This is a genomic window from Anaerobacillus sp. 1_MG-2023 (genome assembly GCF_030547345.1).
GTDB lineage: Bacteria > Bacillota > Bacilli > Bacillales > Guptibacillaceae > Guptibacillus > Guptibacillus hwajinpoensis_B.
The window spans coordinates 351549-372214 of record NZ_JAUORD010000002.1 but is presented as its reverse complement, the minus strand read 5'-3'; the positions used below and the strand labels follow the sequence as shown (position 1 = coordinate 372214).

Below are 20666 nucleotides of genomic sequence, written 5' to 3'. Positions count from 1 at the left end.
CTTAAAACTCCCGGCTATATGTCCTGAAGCGTTCAAGCGCATCTGCAATTTCTTCAATACGATCATGACCAAACTTATCAAGAATTGAGCACGCTACTTCCCATGCGACAACATTCTCAGCAACAACGCTTGCGGCTGGAACCGCACAGCTATCAGATCGTTCTATACTCGCTTGAAATGGCTCTTTTGAATCGATATCTACACTTTGTAGTGGTTTGTATAATGTTGGAATAGGTTTCATAACCCCTTTTACAACGATAGGCATACCGGTTGTCATACCACCTTCAAAACCACCAAGACGATTTGTTTTACGTGTGTATCCCTCTTCCTCAGACCATTGAATTTCATCATGGACTTCACTTCCAGGAATTTTTGCTGCATCAAAACCTATTCCAAATTCAACACCTTTGAATGCATTAATACTCATAACAGCTCCAGCAATTTTCGAATCAAGCTTTCGGTCATAGTGAACATGACTTCCAAGACCTACAGGCAATCCTTCGACAATCACTTCGACGATTCCACCAATTGAGTCACCATTTTTCTTTGCATCATCAATTGCTTCCATCATTTTCTGACCAGCTACTTCATCAAGGCTTCGAACAGGCGATTCTTCTGAAACACGCTGAATTTCTTCAAGAGACATACCACCATCGTATTGACTCTCAATTCCTCCAATCATGCGCACGTGCCCAGCCACCTTAATACCAAGTGTCTTAAGTAGTTTTTTAGCTACAGCTCCAGCAGCAACTCTTACTGTTGTTTCTCTAGCAGATGATCGTTCTAACACGTTTCTCATATCTCGATGATTGTATTTAATAGCGCCGTTTAAATCTGCATGACCAGGTCGCGGACGTGAGATTTGACGCTTCATGTTTTCTTCTTGTTCTTTTGTTAATGGTTCAGCACCCATGTAATTTTTCCAATGTGTCCAGTCTTTATTTTCTACGACAAGTGCAACTGGTGCACCAGTTGATTTGGCGTGACGAACACCACTTAGAATTTGAACCTGATCCTTCTCAATTTGCATACGGCGACCTCTCCCGTATCCAAGTTGGCGCCTCGCAAGTTCTGTATTAATATCTTCTGCTACTAGCTCAAGACCAGAAGGAAGTCCTTCAAGTATTGTCGTTAGCTGTGGTCCGTGTGATTCTCCTGCTGTTAAGTATCTCATCTCTATCTCCTCCATTTTGCTTTGGCGCTTTTACGTACTACTATATCATACCATCTAAAATTCGTGTAATTATTTTTAACTTTTTCAATAATGGTTGGGCATATCCTAACATAATTTAACTAAAAAAACACAATTTTTTTATTCTTCCTCTTTGTTAAGGTCCCCTCCTTGCTACTACTGTTAACCACGTTATGTTTATAGTTAAAAGCGATACTTGATTGCCTCATAAGCCATATTTCGTTAAAGTTGACGGTATAGTTTAACTTAAGGAAGTGTGCAGATGAAAATTACAAACCTAACCGCTCAATCCATGGCCAAAAAAATAATGACAAAAGAACTTTCACCTGTTGAAGTTGTGCAAAGTCATCTTGAACGAATAAAACAATTGAATCCTAAATTCAACTTATTTATCACTATTTTCGAAGAAGAAGCTTTAAAAGAAGCAAAAGGAGCTGAGGAAGAGCTGATGAAAAGTGGAGTACGTGGTCCTTTACACGGAATCCCAATCGCTCTTAAAGACCTCACCCCCGTGATGGGTCGCCTTACTACCTTTGGCTCCCCAATTTTTAAAGATCACATCGCCCAATCAGAACCAACGATAGTTAAAAGGATTCGTGATGCTGGTGCAATTATCATTGGAAAAACGAATACTCCCGAATTTGGACATAAAGGTACCACAGATAACCTTTTAGCTGGGCCAGCAAAAAATCCGTGGGATTCATCTAGAACTGCCGGTGGCTCTAGTGGTGGATCTGCTGCTGCAGTAGCAAGCAAATGCGTTCCGTTGGCAGAGGGAAGTGACGGTGGCGGATCGATTCGAATTCCTTCGAGTCTTAATGGCATTATCGGCCACAAACCAACATTTGGCCGCGTTCCATTCGATAGTTCACCGATCAATCGCTTCGGAACTACACAGCCTTTTGTACATTATGGTCCAATGGCGAGATCAACCGAAGACGCGGCATTACTTCTATCGGTTATGGAAGGTTACGAACCAAATGACCCTTACTCGGTTCCACTACCAGAAAGTAACCTACAAAAAGAAATGCAGTTGGGAGTGAAAGGAAAGAAGTTTGCCTATACAGAGGATTTCGGGTTATACCCATATGACCCAATGATTCTAGGCCCAATTGAAGAAGCTATTTCCATATTACGTGATCAAGGGGCTATAGTAGAAAAAATCCCCTTCCAGTTTGAGATGAAATTAGAAGAATTAATTTCTTTCTTTAATAAAATGTGGTTTGCGGGGTTAGCGTCTGCTTACGGATCCCTTTACGACCGTTTCCCATCTCAATTTAGCTCATCTGTCTCTAACATGATTGCAGCAGGCAGAAAGCTCAGTGCAGTAGAACTGAGAGAAACTGAAATGAAGAGAACACAAGTGTGGAATTTCATCCAAAAAGAACTTAATCGTTTTGATGCCATTCTCTCTCCTGTAGTTGGGGTAACCGCTTTTTCACACCAGATCGAAGGACCGGATCGGATTAACGGAAAAGCATCCGCCCCTATCTCTGACTGGATGATGACACAGCTTTATAATTGTACCGGGCACCCGGCTATATCAATACCCGTTGGTTTAGCACAATCAGGCTTACCAGTAGGTCTTCAAGCGGCATCTAAGAAATTTAACGATAGTTTATTGCTTCAAATTGCCCATACTATTGAAATCGAAAAAGGTTTCCAATTTCCAAACTTATAACTTAAGACTTCATGTAATAAAAGAATCCGGACTAGTTGTCCGGATTCTTTTATATAAGCGCTTTCATTTTGTTGTAAAAATCAAACCCACTTTGAAATCGTTTTCGCATACTCATTTAATTCATTTTCATTAAAAAATAAAGCGATTTCTCTTTCAGCACTTTCTGGAGAATCTGAACCGTGAATGACATTCATACTTACTTGCACTCCATGGTCACCACGTATCGTTCCTGGACTTGCATCTTTCGGATTTGTTGCCCCCATCATTGTACGCGCTGTTGAGATGACGTTCTCACCTTCCCAAACCATCGCAAAGACAGGACCAGATGTAATGAAATCTACTAGTTCGCCGAAGAATGGACGCTCTTTATGTTCGCCATAGTGAGTTTCTGCAAGGTCTTTTGAAACCGTCATCAATTTTGCTCCTACTAAGTTAAAGCCTTTATTCTCGAAGCGTGATACAATGCCACCAATTAAATTACGTTGAACCCCGTCAGGTTTTACCATTAGAAATGTTTTCTCCACAAAAATCTCCTCACTTTCAACACTTTATATGTATAGGGCAGAAAGCATTTTTCTGCCCTTCAAAATTCTATCAAATATTCGCAAAAATAACAACATTTCCTTTTAATGTTTTCGTTTGCCTATATATTCTGCGATTTGTCTAAGTGAGGTTCTAGCAGAATGCGAAGGTAATTGATCCAATTCTTGAAACGCCTTTTGAAGATAGCGATCACTAATGTCCCGCGCGTGCTCAATACCTCCAGAAGACTTTACAATCCTTATGACTTGATTTACTTGCTCCTGAGAAGCATAGAGTTCTTCTGAGAACACATTCATGATTTCTTCCTTGTTACCTTGATTCATGGCATAAAGCACCGGTAACGTAATATTCCCCTGTAATAAATCGCCACCAGCGGGCTTTCCAAGCTGCTTAACCGTTCCCGTGTAGTCCAAAATATCATCCGTAATTTGATAGGACATTCCTACGTAATAACCGAACTTTTTAAGATGAAGCTGTTCTGCTTTCGAAGCACCTGCTGCTACCGCACCAAGTTCACAAGAGGTAGCAATAAGTAGAGCGGTTTTCCGCTTGATTCTCCGAAAATAATCTCGTACATTTTGATTCCAGTTAAATTGATCACGAATTTGTTCAATTTCACCGATGCTCATCTCAAGAATCGCAGTAGATAAAATGGTGTTAGCAGCTGGTTCTTTCAATTCTGTAACGAGCTCAATCGCTCGTGCAAAAATATAGTCCCCAGTATACATCGCCACACGATTATCCCATTTGGCTTTAATCGTTTTGGCTCCTCTTCTCATTTCTGCATCATCGATCACATCGTCATGTACGAGAGAAGCCATATGAATAAGTTCAAGAGCCACTGCCACATTCTTCATAAGGGGCAAATTATAATCCCCGAATTTACCTGAGAGCAAAACGAAAACAGGACGGATTCGTTTCCCTCCAGCTTTTAATAGGTGGTTAGAAGCATCCCGGAGAACAGGATGGTGAGCATCTACCGTTTGCTCCAGTTCGGATTCAATAAAAGATAAATCTTTTTTTAAAGAAGCGTATATCGTTTTTAATTTCATGAGATCCACCTTACTGATTTTCACAAAATATCTGTTCTCTTTTATGGTTTGGTTGGCTTAAATCCTCTATGCATCGCTGCAACGCCACCTGAGTATGGCTTTATGTCTACACGGCTAAATCCATTTTGAAAGAAAAGTTGCTTTAATTCATCGCGTCCAGGAAATGTGCTTGCTGATTCCTGTAACCATGAATACTCTTCGTAGCTCTTCGCAAAAACTTTACCAAGCACCGGCATTACGTGTTTAAAGTAACCATAGTAAACCTGCCTGAATACTGGAATCGTAGGTTGACTTGTCTCTAGACAAACCACCTGACCACCCGGTTTTACTACCCGAAACATTTCTTTAATAACTTGATTGTAATCCGGTACATTACGAAGTCCAAAGCCAATTGTCACATAGTCAAAGGAATTATCTTCAAAAGGGAGATTCATCGCATTTCCATGAAGAAGTGTAACATTATCTTTTTTCTTTTCCTTGACTTTCACTTGACCTACTTCAAGCATATTTTCGCTAAAATCAAGTCCAATTGCCGTTCCACTTTTACCGACGGCATCTGCCATAGCCAGTGTCCAGTCTGCAGTACCACAGCAAACGTCTAAAGCTGTTGTTCCCTTCTGAACGTCCATCAGTCGCATTGTATCTTTACGCCATGCTTTATGACGTTGAAAACTAATCACAGAATTCATGACATCATATCGTTTTGATATGGTTTGAAATACGTCGTGAACTCGTTCTTCTTTAGATGAAGCCATTCTTTATCCCTCTTCCGCCATTTTCTTTTCCTGTATGCCCAGTAAACCCCAATTATATTCAAATCGCTTCTGAAACAGATGATGAAGCTCTGAATGGTTATGAAGTAGCTGATCCATCTCTTTCTTCGCATGTGAAATATAAGAGTCCAGTACAATTCTTACTTTAGAAACTTGATTGGTTGTTAGCTTCGCATCTTTAACCGATAGTAGCGTAGCAGCAATCTTATAAAGGACATCGGACCCAGATTGAATGAGCCCCTTCTTACGTTCAACAAGAAGACGGTTCATATAAAAATAGTGAGTTCCAAAATTGCTCCAGTTATTTAAACCATAATGTTCAGCAACTTTCCGAACTAATATAGACTCAATCGTCTTTAAGTTATCAAAGACAGATTCAATTGATGTATAGTCCGTTTGATAAAAAGCCATCTTTGCCTCATTTATTTCCTGAATGGCCTCTGAAAGAGTACGAATCAGACCATTATCTCCCCACTTAGAAAGAATATGATAATACATGCTACTAAAATAGTCACCAGCAAGCACCGTTAGCTGACGATTTTTTCGTTCACTTTCGTTCTCAATATTATCGAGTGAGATTAATTCATGCGTATCAAGTGCAATCTGCACAAGCATGATGGACAGGAGCGTATCCTGCTTTCTTTTATGTTCGAGCTTCGCTTGTTCTAATATGCCATAGAACACATATAGCTTCTCTTCATCAATAACTGGAAAATCAATAAATCGAAGCAAATATGAATGGGATAGGCGAGACTGAAGCATGTCTCGAACTCCTGCTATTTTTTTATGTGTACTTTCTTTCGGATTTGTCATATCCCATACCCCTTACATGTCTTCCAATTAGAAAAGTGAGCCAGCCGCGTCTTTTTGCGAAAGCTTACGTTTTCCATATACTTTATTTTGTCGGTTTTTTCATTGTTAAAGTATAAATTATGTATTCATTCCTAGTATAGCACAATAACCCTCTAGCTAAAACGAACGGCTAAGGTTTTGAAATGAAAGAAAAGCAGGTTATAATGTCCTGCTTTACTCTTCCGTACTTATTTCACCATGCTCTGTTTGAATGACAGCTTTTCCTCTCACCTTAACCGCAGATGTATGCTCCGTGAATTGGGCAATCATAACTTCGCCTTTATCTAGTTTCTCTGAATGATGAAATCTTGTATCAGATCCACGCGTCAACCCAATAACGTTCACACCATTTTCAAGTGCTTTAATTACAAAAAAATCGTTGCTATCACTCTTCATATCGATCACTCCGCTTAAAAGGATTAGCCCTTGATCAAACCAAGTACTTCAGATCGTGCAGCAGCGTCATTTTCAAACACGCCTCTTACTGCTGATGTAACGGTTGATGAACCAGGCTTCTTAACGCCTCTCATAGTCATACACATGTGTTCTGCCTCAACTACGACCATAACACCATGTGGATCTAATGTGTCTACCATCGAATTTGCTATCGTAGATGTAATTCGCTCTTGAAGCTGTGGACGTTTCGTTACAGATTCAACAGCTCTTGCTAGCTTACTAAGTCCTGTTACCTTCCCGCCTTTTGGAATATAGGCAACATGCGCTTTTCCGAAGAAAGGAACAAGATGGTGCTCGCAAGTTGAATAAAAAGGTATATCTTTAACTAAAACAAGCTCCTCGTGGTCTTCTCCAAAAATAGTCTGAAAATGCTCTTTTGGATCCTGATGCAGCCCCTGAAAGATTTCTTCGTACATTCTTGCTACACGTTTTGGAGTATCCAACAATCCTTCACGCTCAGGATCTTCACCGATCGCTTCAAGGATCATTTTCACTGCTTCTTGTATTTTTTCATGATTAACTTCGTACATTGTTCTTACTCCTCCATTCAGGGCCTTTATTACCTATCAAGATTCTAGCACATGGAGAAAAAGTTAGCAAAAAAGAAGAGCCGCAGAATGTGCGACTCTTCTTGGCCCTATGTATTTCTTACTTCACTGCATCCTTAAGGGCTTTACCAGGTTTAAATGCAGGAACCTTACTTGCAGCGATTTCGATTTCTTCGCCAGTTTGAGGGTTACGCCCTTTACGAGCAGAACGCTCACGGACTTCAAAGTTACCAAAACCAATTAGTTGAACTTTGTCACCCTCTTGCAAGGATTGCATAATGTTATCAAAAACTGAGTCAACAGCTTTTGTCGCTTCTTTTTTAGAAAGCTCTGCAGATTCTGCAACAGCATTGATTAGATCTGTCTTGTTCATTCTGTTCACCTCCTCTCAAGAGAGATGGATAAATACATTCATTTACTTAATGACCAATATTTATACGTTGCAATGCACGTTTAGTACGTTTGCAAGCCCTATATTATACGAAGATGCAAAAGAATTCAATACGTTTAGCTCGATTTCAACGATTTTTCAATGTTTTTTACTTATTATCTGCTAAATGAGCGTTTTGTAAACGCTCTAAAGGTGAATTTTATATTGTCTATTAATTCAAGCAATTCAACGCTTTAGATGGACAAATGTTAGATATACTCCAAAGTTGCCAACTTAGCCTAACAACTCACTAAAATAGATAATACCCCTTTTCTCGGTTCTTCTAAACCACTTAACGTAAAAAACCGACTCCAGGTATTGGAGTCGGTTTTGTTATAATATAATCGCAATTAAACCGCCGGATCCTTCGTTAATAATGCGTTCGAGCGTTTCTTTTAATTTATAACGAGCATTTTCAGGCATTAAACCAAGTTTTGCCTGAATCCCCTCTCTCACGATAGAATTCAGGGAACGACCGAAAATATCTGAATTCCATATTGAAAGCGGATCTTCTTCAAAATCTTGCATTAAATAACGAACAAGCTCTTCGCTCTGCTTTTCCGTTCCAATGATAGGTGCGAACTCCGATTCTACGTCTACTTTAATCATATGAATAGATGGGGCAACTGCTTTCAACCTGACACCAAACCTTGACCCTTGACGAATGATTTCAGGCTCATCGAGGCTCATATCTTCAATCGCTGGTGCTGCAATACCATAGCCAGTTTGTTTAACCATCCGAAGAGCGTCTGAGACGTGATCATATTCAGCTTTTGCAAATGCAAACTCCTGCATAAGTTGAAGAAGATGATCCTTTCCTCGAATTTCAACACCAACAACCTCTTTTAGAATTTGATCGTATAGATCTTCCGGAGCATAAAGATCAATTTCCGCTATTCCTTGCCCCATTTCAATTCCTGCTAAACGAGCATCCTGAATAAATTCAAATTCCTCAAACTGACCTACGACACGATCAACATCCCTAAGACGCTTAATGTCTTTCACAGTCTCTCTAACGGATTCTTCATAACTCTGTCGCAACCAATGATCTTGGTGGAGAACCATTACCCAACTTGGTAAGTTCACATTAACTTCTAGAACTGGAAATTCGTAAAGCACTTCTCTCATGACATTGTTAATATCATGCTCCGTCATAGTCTCTACGCTAAGAGAAATAACAGGAATATCATATTTATTACAAAGGTCTCCTCTTAATGCCTCCGTTTGTGGATGGTGTGGGTGTGCAGAATTGACAATCATAATAAATGGCTTACCTACTTCTTTTAATTCCTCCACGACTCTTTCCTCAGATTCCAGATAGTCGTGTCTTGGGATCTCCCCAATCGAACCATCAGTCGTTATCACGACGCCAAGCGTGGAATGTTCTTGAATTACTTTTCTTGTACCAATTTCAGCTGCTTCTTGAAACGGTATCGGCTCTTCATACCATGGTGTATTGATCATTCTTGGCCCATCTTCATCTTCGTATCCCTTAGCACCAGGCACGGCATATCCGACGCAATCGACAAGTCTAACATTAACATCAAGACCATCTTCCACATGAATTTGAACGGCGTGATTTGGTACAAATTTAGGCTCAGTCGTCATAATGGTACGGCCAGCAGAACTTTGGGGTAGTTCATCCAGTGCCCTCGTTCGATCAGAATCGCTTTCCATATTGGGCAGGACGATTAGTTCCATGAACTTTTTAATAAATGTTGATTTCCCTGTTCGAACAGAACCTACGACTCCAAGGTATATATCTCCCCCTGTACGCTCTGCGATATCTTTGAAGATATCTACTCTCTCCACGTGATCGCCTCCTGAATTCCGCCTCATTGGACGAAATGATTCACTCCAGACCGCAGACTTTCTTGAACACTACCATTCTATGATGTTGTCCAATAAATATGACAGTTCACAGTAAAAGGATTTGATGCTTTAAGTAAACTTTTCGTCCTCTATTGAATAAGCCCATAAAAAAGTCCCTCCTCTTTTTAATAGTTGTATTGCTAAAGAGGAGGGAAAATACCTATTTCACTAAAAAAACAGCTTTATCATTTTCAATTGTATACGCAACAGAAGCAACAGGAACATAAAACGAATTGTCTGCTAACAAATCTCGGATATCATCGCCCTTTTCATAGCTATGATCTGGATTACTTTCGATTGCCTTCGTAAGGTCGCTAGAATAATTAATATGTACATCACCTTTTTCATCTAAGAAAAATGGAAGTTGTTCATTTGTAAATGGACTTTTAACAGTCAGCTCTTCATCCATCCCCATTGCATCGTAATCGATGGAATATCGGTCTTTTGCAAGAACATCTTTGAATGGTGGATAGTTCTTTTTCCTTCTATAATCATTAATACGTAGCTGAAGATCTTTTACTTTTTCAATAGTGACTAAATCAATTAATCTTACTGTCGGCTCTTCTTCTACATGAATAAGTACATATTGAAATACCCCACCATTTTCAAATGAATTCCCAGGTGCTTGCTGTAAGAAAGCGGGCACTAATTTCTTGAAGTCAACTGGATACTTCTGATAGATTGGTGTTTCCTGATCTCTTGTTTTGATAGGAAGAATGGACTTATTTTCTTGGAATTGCTCTACTGCTGTTTGAACAGATTGAATTTGGTCTGTATAAGGAATTTGATTCTCGTTTTTTTGACTCTCTGGATACAGGCATCCTGACAATAGAGAAACAAGGCATGTCCATAATACAGCTTTAGTAGCTAAACGTTTCATTACACTCATTCCTTAGTTAGAAATTTACTTATTTAGTTAGTAGGTCCAGTAAACACGACGAGAAGCATGAGCACCCCCGCAACGAACATACACATATATGCAAAAGTTGACACAAGCACTCGGAAAACACCTTTAAGCTTCGTGCGACTTAGCATGATCGCCATAACCGCTATAAACATTAGCCCTAGTGCCGAAAGTGCTACCCACATCTTAATTAACGCTGGTGACATTTTAATCCCCCTAATATGACAAATCTAGTTTGCACTGCCCACCATTATATCAAATCTTTACTCCATTTACCTCTAAAGGTTTCAACAATTCAATGGTTCTACTCAATTACATCTCTTCAAAACATGCCAGCGTACTTTATCTTAAAAGGTAACGCTTCCATAAATAACAAATAAAAAGCTGAAGAAAGGGGCTTTTCTTCAGCTTTGACTATTCTAATTTCTTAAAGAAGTATGCTTCTGCACATTGATGGTTCATTATTAGTATATGGTCTTACATCGAAGGCGGTATCGTTGATTAGCCTAAGTTTCTACTAAATTCTTTATTTTTGACTGAAAATTTTTGCAATAGCAGACAAATCGAACGGCATATTCTTATTTACGATTGCCTTTACGATTCGATCTTCTTTTTCTTTTGTGACATTTACGTTAGCAACGCGTGCAACATTCGCAATTAATTTACGCACTGTTTTCTCATCAGTAAAATCTGCTCCCTGAACGGAATTAGCTAACTTAAAAATGTCTTCCTTTTTCACATTGGTTTTCTTTTCTATGTTATCGAACAGATCGCTCACGCAGTTTCCTCCTTACCATTAACGTTCAACATAGTGTATGCAAGGAGGAATACTTCGTGCTTAGCCTATTTAGAGTTCTTTTGGATTCAATTCAAAACGGTCCGCAAGCAAAGACGTTAGATCTTCTGTCTCATGAGTTCGAAGCCTACCCATCAGTTGATCTACACCATCTTTCGCATCTTTGTTATTAAATAGCACTTCAAATAACACAGAAGTTATAGGCATTTCTACGTTCTGTTTTTGTGCGAGATAATAAGCAGCCTTCGTAGTTCGAACACCTTCTACTACCATCCCCATATTTTCGAGAACTTCATCTAGATTATTTCCTTTTCCAAGAAGATTTCCGGCTCTCCAGTTACGACTATGTACACTTGTACACGTAACTACAAGGTCTCCTATACCTGTCAATCCCATAAAGGTAAGTGGATTTGCCCCCATAGCTGCACCAAGGCGAGCAATTTCAGCTAAACCTCTTGTGATAAGGGCAGCTTTCGCATTATCACCATAGCCGAGTCCATCAGATAAACCGGCCCCTAGAGCAATGATATTCTTTAATGCACCACCAAGCTCAACACCAATGATGTCATGATTAGTATATACTCTAAAATTCGAGTTAATGAAAAGATCCTGAACATACTCAGCTTGAATCATTGATTTAGAAGAGGCCGTTACGGTCGTAGGGTGACGAAGACTCACTTCTTCTGCATGACTCGGCCCAGATAAAACGACAACCGATTTTCTTAAATCCTCTGGGATTTCTTCTTCAATCACCTCTGAAATACGCTTGGATGTTTCTGGTTCAATTCCCTTACTAGCATGAATGAGCGTAACCGGTGTTGATAGGTATGTCTTAAGTTCAGGAAGAACCTCTCTAAGCGCTTTAGTTGGTGTAACAAGTAAGATAGCTTCAGCATCTTTCACGCTCTCTTCAAGGGAACTGGTAGCCCTAATCCCCTCAGGTAATTTTATACCAGGAAGGTACTTCTCATTCGTATGCTTCTCATTCACTTCATTTGCAAGATCTGTTCTTCTTGCCCATAATGTCACATCATGTTGATTATCTGCTAGTACGATTGCAAGAGCTGTCCCCCAGCTCCCTGCACCTACAACTGATATTTTCGCCATTGAACTTCCTCCTTACTGCTCGACCTTTTGACCGAGCTTGCTTTCAGTACCAGAGAACAGTCGCTTTACATTTGTACGATGTCTCCAGACAGAAAGAATCGCTAGAATCGTCCCTAACAAAATATATGAAGCTGGATTCCCTCCAAGTAAGAAAATAAACGCTGGAGTTAATACTACAAAAATCAATGAACCAAGAGAAACAAATCTCGTTACTACAATGGCAATAATAGCGATGATGCCAGCATAAAGTGCTGGAAAAAACGCAATTGTTGCAAATACCCCTATCGTAGTAGCAACGCCTTTCCCTCCACGGAATCCAAAAAAGATTGGCCAGTTATGACCTAAGATAGCACAAATTCCCGCAAGGAAAGGAACGATTGGTTCACTAGTGAACCAATACCCTAACCAGACGGCAAGTATGCCTTTTATTACATCAAGTGCAAGAACAGCAACCGCTGGGCCAGTCCCTAGCACTCGAAGTGTATTTGTCGCTCCTGCATTGCCACTTCCGTGATCCCTAATATCTATTTTCTTCACGATTTTTGCAATTAAATAACTAAAACTAATTGATCCAAGCAAGTAAGCAGCAATGCAAATCAGGATCGCGATCATCTCATTTCCCCCTTTGTATTAGCAAGGTTCCCCCGAATGAAACAAGCTTAATTATTCGCTTTTTCTACGTGCAAGAATTCGTAAAGGAGTCCCCTGGAAACCAAATGTTTCACGAATACGATTCTCTAAAAAGCGTTTGTAAGAGAAATGAAGCAGTTCCGGATCATTAACAAATAATACGATGGTAGGCGGTTTAACAGCCACTTGCGTCGCATAGTTAATTTTCAATCGCTTCCCATTATCTGTTGGTGTTGGATTCATTGCAACGGAATCCATAATTAATTCATTCAATACATTCGTTTTCACACGAAGGGCATGGTTATCAGCTACAGTATTAACAACTGGTAACAATGTATGAAGACGTTGCTTTGTTTTGGCAGATAAGAACACAATCGGTGCATAGCTAAGGAATAAGAAATGATCACGAATTTTTTGTTCGAATTCTCTCATCGTCTTATCGTCTTTCTCAACTGCGTCCCATTTGTTTACGACAATAACAATGGCTTTACCTGCTTCATGAGCATACCCCGCCACTTTTTTGTCTTGCTCGATAATGCCTTCTTCTCCATCAATCACAACTAAAACAACGTCAGATCGTTCAATCCCACGCATTGCACGAAGAACGCTGTACTTCTCAGTCGTTTCATAAATCTTTCCACGCTTTCTCATGCCAGCAGTATCAATAATGACGTAATCTTGTTCATCACGAGTAAACATGGAGTCAATAGCATCGCGAGTTGTACCAGCAATATCACTTACAATCACTCGCTCTTCTCCTAAAATCGTATTAACAAGCGATGATTTTCCAACATTCGGACGACCAATTAATGAGAATTTAATCGTTCCTTCGTCATATTCTTCTTCTGCTACTTCAGGGAATGATTTAAAGACTTCATCTAAAAGATCACCTAACCCAAGACCATGTGAACCTGAAATACCAAATGGAGTTCCAAATCCTAAAGCATAGAAATCATAAATCAACGTTTGCTGTTCAGGATTATCTACTTTATTTACAGCTAATACAACAGGTTTATTGGAACGATAAAGAATTTTAGCAACCTCTTCATCCGCATTCGAAATGCCATCTCTTCCGTTAACCATGAAAATAATAACGTCCGCTTCGTCTATTGCAATTTCTGCCTGATAACGAATTTGAGAAAGAAATGGTTCGTCACCTATTTCAATACCACCTGTATCTATGATATTAAATTCACGATTCAGCCATTCACCTTTGCTATAAATACGATCTCTTGTTACTCCTGGAGTATCTTCTACAATCGATACTCTTTCTCCTACTATACGATTAAAAATGGTCGATTTCCCAACATTCGGTCGACCTACTATTGCGACAACTGGTTTTGTCATTTTATGCACGCCCTTTCTAAAAGACTATCTAAGCTTGAAACCAGAAAGTCGTGGACAAACTTTCCAGGAGTTCATTGTAAAAAACCCTCCTCTATAAGAAGGGCATAGTCTTCGATAGCTTTTATATCTTATCAAAAAAGCAACCAATGAACAACAGACGATCAAATGAAACTTGGTAACTTCTCTTTGAAAACTTGCTAATGCTTCACAATAATATAAACACCATTGCTCAATTTATGAGCAATTCCATCTAGTATAGCTTCAAGATCAGCGGCTACGCCGTCCATTTCATCTTGAGATTCACATACAAACACATTCGCTCCTACAGGGGCCTGAGATAATGATAGTGTAACAGTTGCAAGTATCGCTTTCTCAATAATCATGATGAGTCACTTCCTTTTTTCTTCGTTTCCGTAGGCATCCTTATCGCATTTTCAAGAGTTGGTACTTGAGAAATGACTTTCATGGCAAGATCCACGCTTTTATTTTGAGGTAGAATAAAAACTCCAATTCGACCATCGTCTAAATCGCGTTTAATTAATGGAACTAATGCAGGCGTTCCTGAATCCCGGTATACACCAAGAGATATAGCAAGGTCATGAAGGATCGCTTGTCTTTGTCCGAGATTACCAATCGTCATTCGCGCATCAAAATTCTTTGGAGAAATCGTAAATCCAAGTCCATGTTCTAAAATTTCTTTTTGTCTCGCTGGTATGCCAATATTCATAATGTAGATGTTATCAACGTATAGCCCTGCACCTTCAAATTTAACTTCTTTTTGTTCAATATTCGCAATTTTCCCGAGTTTACTTCCAGTCATGTATTTTTTGGCTACTAGAAAAGCAAGAAATGCAGCAACTAATCCAGCCCACACATTTATTGCAAGATAAGCAAATGACGTGACAAATGAAATGAAAATCACTAAATAATTTCTCCCTTCAAAGGTTACAGCTATCCCTTCTATATAGGACGCTCCACGAGGGACAAGCTCTAGTGAATCCATTTCAGTTAAAGTTTTTCTTTCCATATTGCGCACTTCCCGAAATTGCGATGCAGCTAGGGTTAGGAAGGTCACCGCTGTAAATTCTTGCTCCATAATTGATGGAACGACGAGCGCCCCGAGTGAAGCTGCAATAAAACCAAGCGCGAGATGTATAATCATTCCATGTGGATAAGTAGGGTATTGCCTATAATCTGTTCGAAACATATAAATTCTCGCAAGCGTACCGGCTGTCACACCAAATAGAATTGGTATTGTATACTCATTCATGAATATCCCCGTCTTTCTTGATGTTTTTTGACAGTTTTTTCTAAATGAACTGTTAATTTCACGAAGGAGGACCAGACCCATGTCGCCATAATCGATATGGCCATTACATCGAAGGAAGCTAACTCGCCAGCAGTTCGCTCAAACCCCATTCCTCGAAAAATCATTGTTAATATAACCTCACCATGAACGATACTAAGAATTAATAATGAACATCTCTCTGCAAAGCCATTCAGTGTTAGATGAATAATAATAAAAAGAATTGCGGCAACCGACCACTTCGTATACAAGTAAGTAAAAACAGGATCATATATAGCAAACAGCTGAATCGAAGTATAAGCTGCTGTTAACATAATGAGTAATATCATGGCGTAAACCGTTTTTACACCGTTCTTTATCCAGAGGAGATATCCACAAATATAAGCAAGCACTAGTACAACAGCTACAGAAAAACCCATCAGGTTGACGGTTTTATTCACGACACATATTGCCACTAACATTAAGAACGCTGACCCAGTCCTTTCTAAAGATGGCTTTTGAAAAAAGACTGTGATGACAACTCCCATCCATACAAACCAAATAAAAATCGCCCCATCCACTCCGTTACCTCCTCTCATTATGAACAGTATGGGACGTTTTCATGAGAGATAGACTTAAAAATTGTAAATGAATAACTTTCGAAGATTTTTTTCATGATAAGAAAAGGTTCAGTTGAAGGGAGGCTAAATGATGGGAAAAGATCGACAAGATAGAAAACTTAAGAAATCGAAACGAGTTGAGTCTGATCGTGATCAGTCGCTTTCACATGATGGAGCAGCAATGCTTGAAGGACCAGATCAAGCTCGAAAACGAAATGGACAGAATTAATATGTTTCCTTCTAGCTAGAAAATCAAAAAAAATCCTCTCTGCATGAGTGCAGAGAGGATTTCATTTACTTATTTGTACTTTTTAAGCTGATCACCGATCATATCTCCAAGAGAGAATGGCGAGTTGCCGTCACTTTCTTTCTGATATTCTTCAACTTCATTTGATACTTGTTCAGTTTCGAGGACTTTGATGCTTAATGATATTCTCTTTTCATCAAGATTAACATCCAAAATCTTCACTCGAACTGTTTCTCCCTCTGAAAGAACTTCTTGAGGAGTTCCTATATGCTTGTTCGAGATTTCTGAAATATGAACAAGCCCTTCTACACCCGGAGCCACTTCTACGAATGCACCGAAGCTAACTAAACGCTTCACTGTGCCTTCGATTTCATCTCCAGTACTAAGTTTTCCTTTTACTTCTTCCCACGGTCCCGGGAGTGTTTCTTTAATGGATAGTGAAATACGTTCGTTGTCACGATCAACAGAAAGAATTTTAACATTCACTTGTTGACCTTCTGTTACAACTTCAGATGGGGTTTCAACACGATGATGAGCCATCTGAGAAATATGAACGAGGCCATCCACTCCACCGATATCTACAAAAGCACCGAAATCGGTTAAACGTTGAACTGTCCCTTCGACAACTTGTCCTGCTTGAAGAGATGCTAGCGTTTCTTGTTTCTTATGATCCGCCTCTTGCTCAAGAACAGCACGATGTGACAGGATCACTTTTGCTTTCTCTGGATCAAATTCCACAATCTTAACGCTCAGGTTTTTGCCTTTGTAATCTGAGAAATCTTCAACATAATGTCTTTCTACAAGAGAAGCCGGGATAAATCCGCGAACACCAAGGTCAACCACAAGGCCGCCCTTAACTACGTCTGCAATTTCAACATCAAATGCAACGGAGTTTTCATACTTCTCCTGTAGAGCATCCCAGGCTTGATCAGCTTCGACTGCCTTCTTAGAAAGCACTAGCTCATCTTCAGAAACTTTGATTACTTTAACTTCTATTTCATCACCTTCTGAGAGCACGTCGCTAACCTTTTCGACGTGAAGGCTTGACAGTTCGCTGATTGGCAGCACTCCATCAACTTTAAAACCTACATCTACTGATGCATGTTTTTCTTCAACCTTGGAGATCTTACCTGTCACCACTTCTCCAATTTCGAATGATTTGAACTCAGTCATTTCCTGATTCATCTCTTCACCCATTGACAAACTCCTCCTTCAATCCAAAAGAAATAAAACTTTTCGATATGATTTATAAAAGTCTTCCACTTATAGCGAAAGAAATTTATTGAAAAGTTAAGCACCCTTTCCTCTAACTTTCACTAAAAATGACGGATTTGTCAAGTATCCTGACACATTTATTTAAATTTTTTAACAATATCGAATTATTTATGATGAATTTCAATAAGATCTTGAATTTCTTTCATGATAGCCTGAGTGGCTTTTTTAGCTGCTCCCTGTTCTTCACGAAGCGGCGATAAGTCAACTGGTTTTCCGTACACGATTTTCAAGCGGCCAAAAGGCTTATAAGATCCTTTAATTGCGCACGGTACGACCATCACTTCTGGACGTAAAGCAAAAAAACCTGCTCCAGAGAGCCCCTCGCCTAGTTTGCCATCTTTGCTTCTCGTACCTTCTGGAAACAAACCGACAACGCCGCCATCTTTCAAAAATTTCATTCCACTTCTAAGAGCTTGTTTATCACTCATTCCTCGTTTTACCGGAAAAGCCCCAACCTTATGAATCAATTTACCTAGTATCGGAATGGTAAACAATTCTGATTTAGCCATAAAATGAACATCTCTAGGAAACATGGCTCCTACTAGCGGCGGATCAAGGTTATTGATATGATTTGAGCAAAGAAGAATCCCTTTGTCTTTCGGTATATTCTCACGACCAACAACTGTTACACGATTGAATACCTTGAAATAAAAATGAAATAAGCCTTTTCCTACTCCGTATAAGCTCACTTGATCATGCCCTTTCTTTTGCTAATTGTAAAATTTGGTCCACTACTTCAGAAATTGTCATCTTCGTAGTATCAATTTCTATGGCATCGTCCGCTTTTACAAGAGGGGCTACTTCTCGCTCAGTGTCACGCTTATCTCTTAAAGCAATCTCATCCTTGATACGGTCATAATCCGCTTCAATCCCGTTTCCAATAAGTTCATTATATCGTCGCGTGGCTCTTTCTTCTACAGAAGCACTTAAAAATACTTTAAGTTCTGACTCAGGAAGAACGTGTGTACCGATATCACGTCCATCCATTACAACGCCTCCACGATCAGCTAACATCTTTTGTCTCTTTACCATTTCTAATCGCACTTCACTTTGTCTTGCTACAAAGGAAACATTGTTCGTGACAGCATAAGAACGTATATCTGTTGTTACGTCCATGTTATCAACCAAGACAAGCTGTTCACTTTCACCAACTTGTAGGTCGATCACAGTATCATCTAGAAGTGCTTTAAGAAGCGGACCATTCTCTAAATCAATGTCCTTCTCAATAGCTTTATACGTTAATGCACGATACATTGCACCTGTATCAATATAAAGGAAAGATAGGTTATCTGCTACTTTTCTTGCAACTGTACTCTTACCAGCTCCTGCTGGACCGTCAATTGCTATATTTATTCGCTTGTTCATATTATTATTGCCTCCAAATTCCATTCATCCATCCGAATTAGATCATATAAATGACAATTTAACGTACAAAAAAAGCAGGAGAACCTGCTTTCCTCAGTACGACCAAAATGTCATATTTATCATAACACAAGACATTTTATCGGTCTATTCACTATTGGCGTCTAATCAGGGGAGGCATATCCTTTAGCACACCTTCATAATAAATCGCTTTACTTAGATAGATACGAAATTCTTCTTGAGTTAGAAGAACTTGAGAAATAATAAGAAAAACAAATTGAATGACGATGAGTTTTATTAATAATTGTTCCATTCTCGCCATACATTCGCTCCTCTCATAGGGTATCGTAATTCATTTCGGTACCGTCCATTTTTTCTACTCTTTCTTCTCTTTCGTTAGATGCGTTAATAAAAATGCGATACGTTTCATTATCAATCGTACCCATAAACTCATAGCATAATACTTCTTCTCCAAGATCGTTTCGAATGACACCTAACCCTTCTTCCATTATTTGGACATTCGGATTCACTTGTTCTAACGCTTGATCCCTGGAAATAGTTGGGGAGCCCAAAGTTCTTTCATGGTGGTTTGTTAAATACTCTAAAGATTCATAGCCGGAAATATCACCATTATCAAGCGCAACTTTAATGTGAACAGCATCTGGATAAATTAAAACATCTTTCTGATTGTATACAAAAGTAAATACACCTACTCGATCATATTGACTACTTTCTGAAATGCTCATATTTGTTATATCATGCTCTTTTAGAAATGCTCTCGCTCGATCAGCGGCTTCATTTAGACTAAGCTTCTGATCTCCTATTTTCCTATCCATCAAAATCCAGATTGGTTTTGCCCCTTTTTTTGTAACATCTAGATTGATACTAGATTTCGTATCTGGCTCTTCAATTGATAAACTATAGGCTTTGTATTTTGACTTCTCCCCAGTAGTCGTTATATCAATGCTTGCTTTAGGATCAAGATCCAGAAAGTCAATTACATGTTCCTTTGCTTCTTTTTCAGTTAGTTTTTTCCCGACTATATTTTTGTCCAGGTTTTCTTTCTTTTCATTTAATTGAGTAATCTCAGGTCCCCAGTTTACTTCACTATACCCTTCCACTTGTTTATCAACTGTTTTAAATCCATCAATAATCGTGTTATCTTCAGCCTGTGTTTCTGAAGCTAGAGCAAGCTCCACATCCATCCAACGTAAGTTATGATCAATGACCATCGCCTGCACTTTTCTCAGTTCATTTTTAATATCTGTGGAATGACTATGCAATTCCTTCAATGTTTTATATTCTTCATCTGACAGAGGGTTTTCATCAAGATCACGTACAGCTACACGATAACTAAATGAGCCTATGTTTGTTAAAAATTCTTCCGTTTTATTAAAAGGCATTAGCGTTAGCGGCAGTTGTCCAACATCATTTTGAGCTTCAGACGTTAAACGCCATACCTCTGCAAGGGCAGGAGATAGACTGCCACGGGAGTTCATCGCCAATGTCGACCCTATCTTCTCTTCTAGTGCTTCCATATGAAAGTTTAAGTCATGGAAAGCACGCTGATACGTGTTTTCCGCATTAATTAACACGGCATTTTTTTCTTGATGTTCCTTGTACCCCCAGTAGCTAGTTCCAGCAACGCCTACTGCGAGCGCACCAATTAAAATCGAACGAATCATATTAACCAC

The 20666-nt window shown here is 39.3% G+C and carries 25 protein-coding genes; 2 read left to right on the top strand and 23 right to left on the bottom strand.

Annotated elements, in window-relative coordinates:
- Nucleotide 1 precedes the first annotated feature (1 nt).
- Nucleotides 2-1174 (bottom strand): chorismate synthase, encoded by a 1173-nt coding sequence (aroC, locus tag Q4550_RS05735; RefSeq protein WP_194221926.1) that lies wholly within the window; start codon nt 1172-1174, stop codon nt 2-4.
- A gap of 280 nt (nt 1175-1454) precedes the next feature.
- Here aroC and Q4550_RS05730 point away from each other — a divergent pair, with 280 nt between their 5' ends.
- Nucleotides 1455-2873 (top strand): amidase, encoded by a 1419-nt coding sequence (locus Q4550_RS05730; RefSeq protein WP_303530975.1) that lies wholly within the window; start codon nt 1455-1457, stop codon nt 2871-2873.
- A gap of 80 nt (nt 2874-2953) precedes the next feature.
- Here Q4550_RS05730 and ndk read toward each other — a convergent pair whose 3' ends face one another.
- The 17 genes from ndk to Q4550_RS05645 form a co-directional block, all read right to left on the bottom strand.
- Complete coding sequence (gene ndk, locus Q4550_RS05725) at nt 2954-3397, bottom strand: nucleoside-diphosphate kinase (RefSeq protein ID WP_194221928.1); 444 nt, start codon at nt 3395-3397, stop codon at nt 2954-2956.
- A gap of 102 nt (nt 3398-3499) precedes the next feature.
- Nucleotides 3500-4468 (bottom strand): heptaprenyl diphosphate synthase component II, encoded by a 969-nt coding sequence (gene hepT / locus Q4550_RS05720; RefSeq protein ID WP_303530973.1) that lies wholly within the window; start codon nt 4466-4468, stop codon nt 3500-3502.
- A 41-nt stretch (nt 4469-4509) separates the two neighbouring features.
- Nucleotides 4510-5223: a demethylmenaquinone methyltransferase gene (locus Q4550_RS05715; RefSeq protein ID WP_303530971.1), complete on the bottom strand. Its 714-nt coding sequence runs from the start codon at nt 5221-5223 to the stop codon at nt 4510-4512.
- Between the two features lie 3 nt (nt 5224-5226).
- Nucleotides 5227-6054: a heptaprenyl diphosphate synthase component 1 gene (locus Q4550_RS05710; protein ID WP_303530969.1), complete on the bottom strand. Its 828-nt coding sequence runs from the start codon at nt 6052-6054 to the stop codon at nt 5227-5229.
- A 213-nt stretch (nt 6055-6267) separates the two neighbouring features.
- A complete protein-coding gene (gene mtrB / locus Q4550_RS05705; RefSeq protein ID WP_098443979.1) occupies nt 6268-6489 on the bottom strand; it encodes a trp RNA-binding attenuation protein MtrB in 222 nt (73 codons plus the stop codon).
- A gap of 23 nt (nt 6490-6512) precedes the next feature.
- Nucleotides 6513-7079: a GTP cyclohydrolase I FolE gene (folE, locus tag Q4550_RS05700; RefSeq protein ID WP_194221932.1), complete on the bottom strand. Its 567-nt coding sequence runs from the start codon at nt 7077-7079 to the stop codon at nt 6513-6515.
- 118 nt (nt 7080-7197) lie between these two features.
- Nucleotides 7198-7470 (bottom strand): HU family DNA-binding protein, encoded by a 273-nt coding sequence (locus Q4550_RS05695; RefSeq protein WP_048309232.1) that lies wholly within the window; start codon nt 7468-7470, stop codon nt 7198-7200.
- 390 nt (nt 7471-7860) lie between these two features.
- Nucleotides 7861-9339, bottom strand: coding sequence for a stage IV sporulation protein A (gene spoIVA / locus Q4550_RS05690; protein WP_194221933.1), 1479 nt, complete (start codon nt 9337-9339; stop codon nt 7861-7863).
- A 220-nt stretch (nt 9340-9559) separates the two neighbouring features.
- Nucleotides 9560-10279, bottom strand: coding sequence for a hypothetical protein (locus Q4550_RS05685; RefSeq protein WP_303530964.1), 720 nt, complete (start codon nt 10277-10279; stop codon nt 9560-9562).
- 32 nt (nt 10280-10311) lie between these two features.
- Entirely contained in the window at nt 10312-10509 is a 198-nt protein-coding gene (locus Q4550_RS05680) for a DUF2768 domain-containing protein (RefSeq protein WP_303530963.1), read from the bottom strand.
- A gap of 320 nt (nt 10510-10829) precedes the next feature.
- The gene (locus Q4550_RS05675; RefSeq protein ID WP_194221936.1) at nt 10830-11081 is read right to left on the bottom strand and encodes a stage VI sporulation protein F; all 252 of its coding nucleotides are present in this window, start codon (nt 11079-11081) and stop codon (nt 10830-10832) included.
- Nucleotides 11082-11150: 69 nt separating this feature from the next.
- The gene (locus tag Q4550_RS05670; protein ID WP_303530962.1) at nt 11151-12206 is read right to left on the bottom strand and encodes an NAD(P)H-dependent glycerol-3-phosphate dehydrogenase; all 1056 of its coding nucleotides are present in this window, start codon (nt 12204-12206) and stop codon (nt 11151-11153) included.
- A gap of 12 nt (nt 12207-12218) precedes the next feature.
- The gene (gene plsY / locus Q4550_RS05665; protein WP_303530961.1) at nt 12219-12818 is read right to left on the bottom strand and encodes a glycerol-3-phosphate 1-O-acyltransferase PlsY; all 600 of its coding nucleotides are present in this window, start codon (nt 12816-12818) and stop codon (nt 12219-12221) included.
- A 51-nt stretch (nt 12819-12869) separates the two neighbouring features.
- Nucleotides 12870-14183, bottom strand: a complete 1314-nt coding sequence (gene der, locus Q4550_RS05660; protein ID WP_194221939.1) for a ribosome biogenesis GTPase Der — start codon at nt 14181-14183, stop codon at nt 12870-12872.
- A 197-nt stretch (nt 14184-14380) separates the two neighbouring features.
- Nucleotides 14381-14566 carry a capping complex subunit for YIEGIA gene (locus Q4550_RS05655; RefSeq protein WP_303530960.1) on the bottom strand — a complete coding sequence of 62 codons (186 nt, stop codon included), beginning with the start codon at nt 14564-14566 and terminating at the stop codon, nt 14381-14383.
- Nucleotides 14563-15453, bottom strand: coding sequence for a YIEGIA family protein (locus Q4550_RS05650; protein WP_303530958.1), 891 nt, complete (start codon nt 15451-15453; stop codon nt 14563-14565). Before Q4550_RS05650 ends, Q4550_RS05655 begins: the two co-directional genes overlap by 4 nt.
- Entirely contained in the window at nt 15450-16049 is a 600-nt protein-coding gene (locus Q4550_RS05645; RefSeq protein WP_303530956.1) for a YphA family membrane protein, read from the bottom strand. Before Q4550_RS05645 ends, Q4550_RS05650 begins: the two co-directional genes overlap by 4 nt.
- Nucleotides 16050-16179: 130 nt before the next feature.
- Between Q4550_RS05645 and Q4550_RS05640 the strand changes: the two genes are divergently transcribed.
- Entirely contained in the window at nt 16180-16317 is a 138-nt protein-coding gene (locus tag Q4550_RS05640; RefSeq protein WP_303530954.1) for a YpzI family protein, read from the top strand.
- Between the two features lie 69 nt (nt 16318-16386).
- On the opposite strand, the gene rpsA is transcribed toward Q4550_RS05640, so the two are convergent.
- The 5 genes from rpsA to ypeB form a co-directional block, all read right to left on the bottom strand.
- Nucleotides 16387-17532: a 30S ribosomal protein S1 gene (rpsA, locus tag Q4550_RS05635; protein ID WP_226613796.1), complete on the bottom strand. Its 1146-nt coding sequence runs from the start codon at nt 17530-17532 to the stop codon at nt 16387-16389.
- 182 nt (nt 17533-17714) lie between these two features.
- A complete protein-coding gene (locus tag Q4550_RS05630; protein ID WP_303530952.1) occupies nt 17715-18299 on the bottom strand; it encodes a lysophospholipid acyltransferase family protein in 585 nt (194 codons plus the stop codon).
- Nucleotides 18300-18303: 4 nt separating this feature from the next.
- A complete protein-coding gene (gene cmk / locus Q4550_RS05625; RefSeq protein ID WP_303530950.1) occupies nt 18304-18975 on the bottom strand; it encodes a (d)CMP kinase in 672 nt (223 codons plus the stop codon).
- A gap of 151 nt (nt 18976-19126) precedes the next feature.
- Nucleotides 19127-19294, bottom strand: coding sequence for a DUF5359 family protein (locus Q4550_RS05620; RefSeq protein ID WP_194221947.1), 168 nt, complete (start codon nt 19292-19294; stop codon nt 19127-19129).
- A 13-nt stretch (nt 19295-19307) separates the two neighbouring features.
- Complete coding sequence (gene ypeB / locus Q4550_RS05615; RefSeq protein WP_303530948.1) at nt 19308-20657, bottom strand: germination protein YpeB; 1350 nt, start codon at nt 20655-20657, stop codon at nt 19308-19310.
- Nucleotides 20658-20666 lie beyond the last annotated feature (9 nt).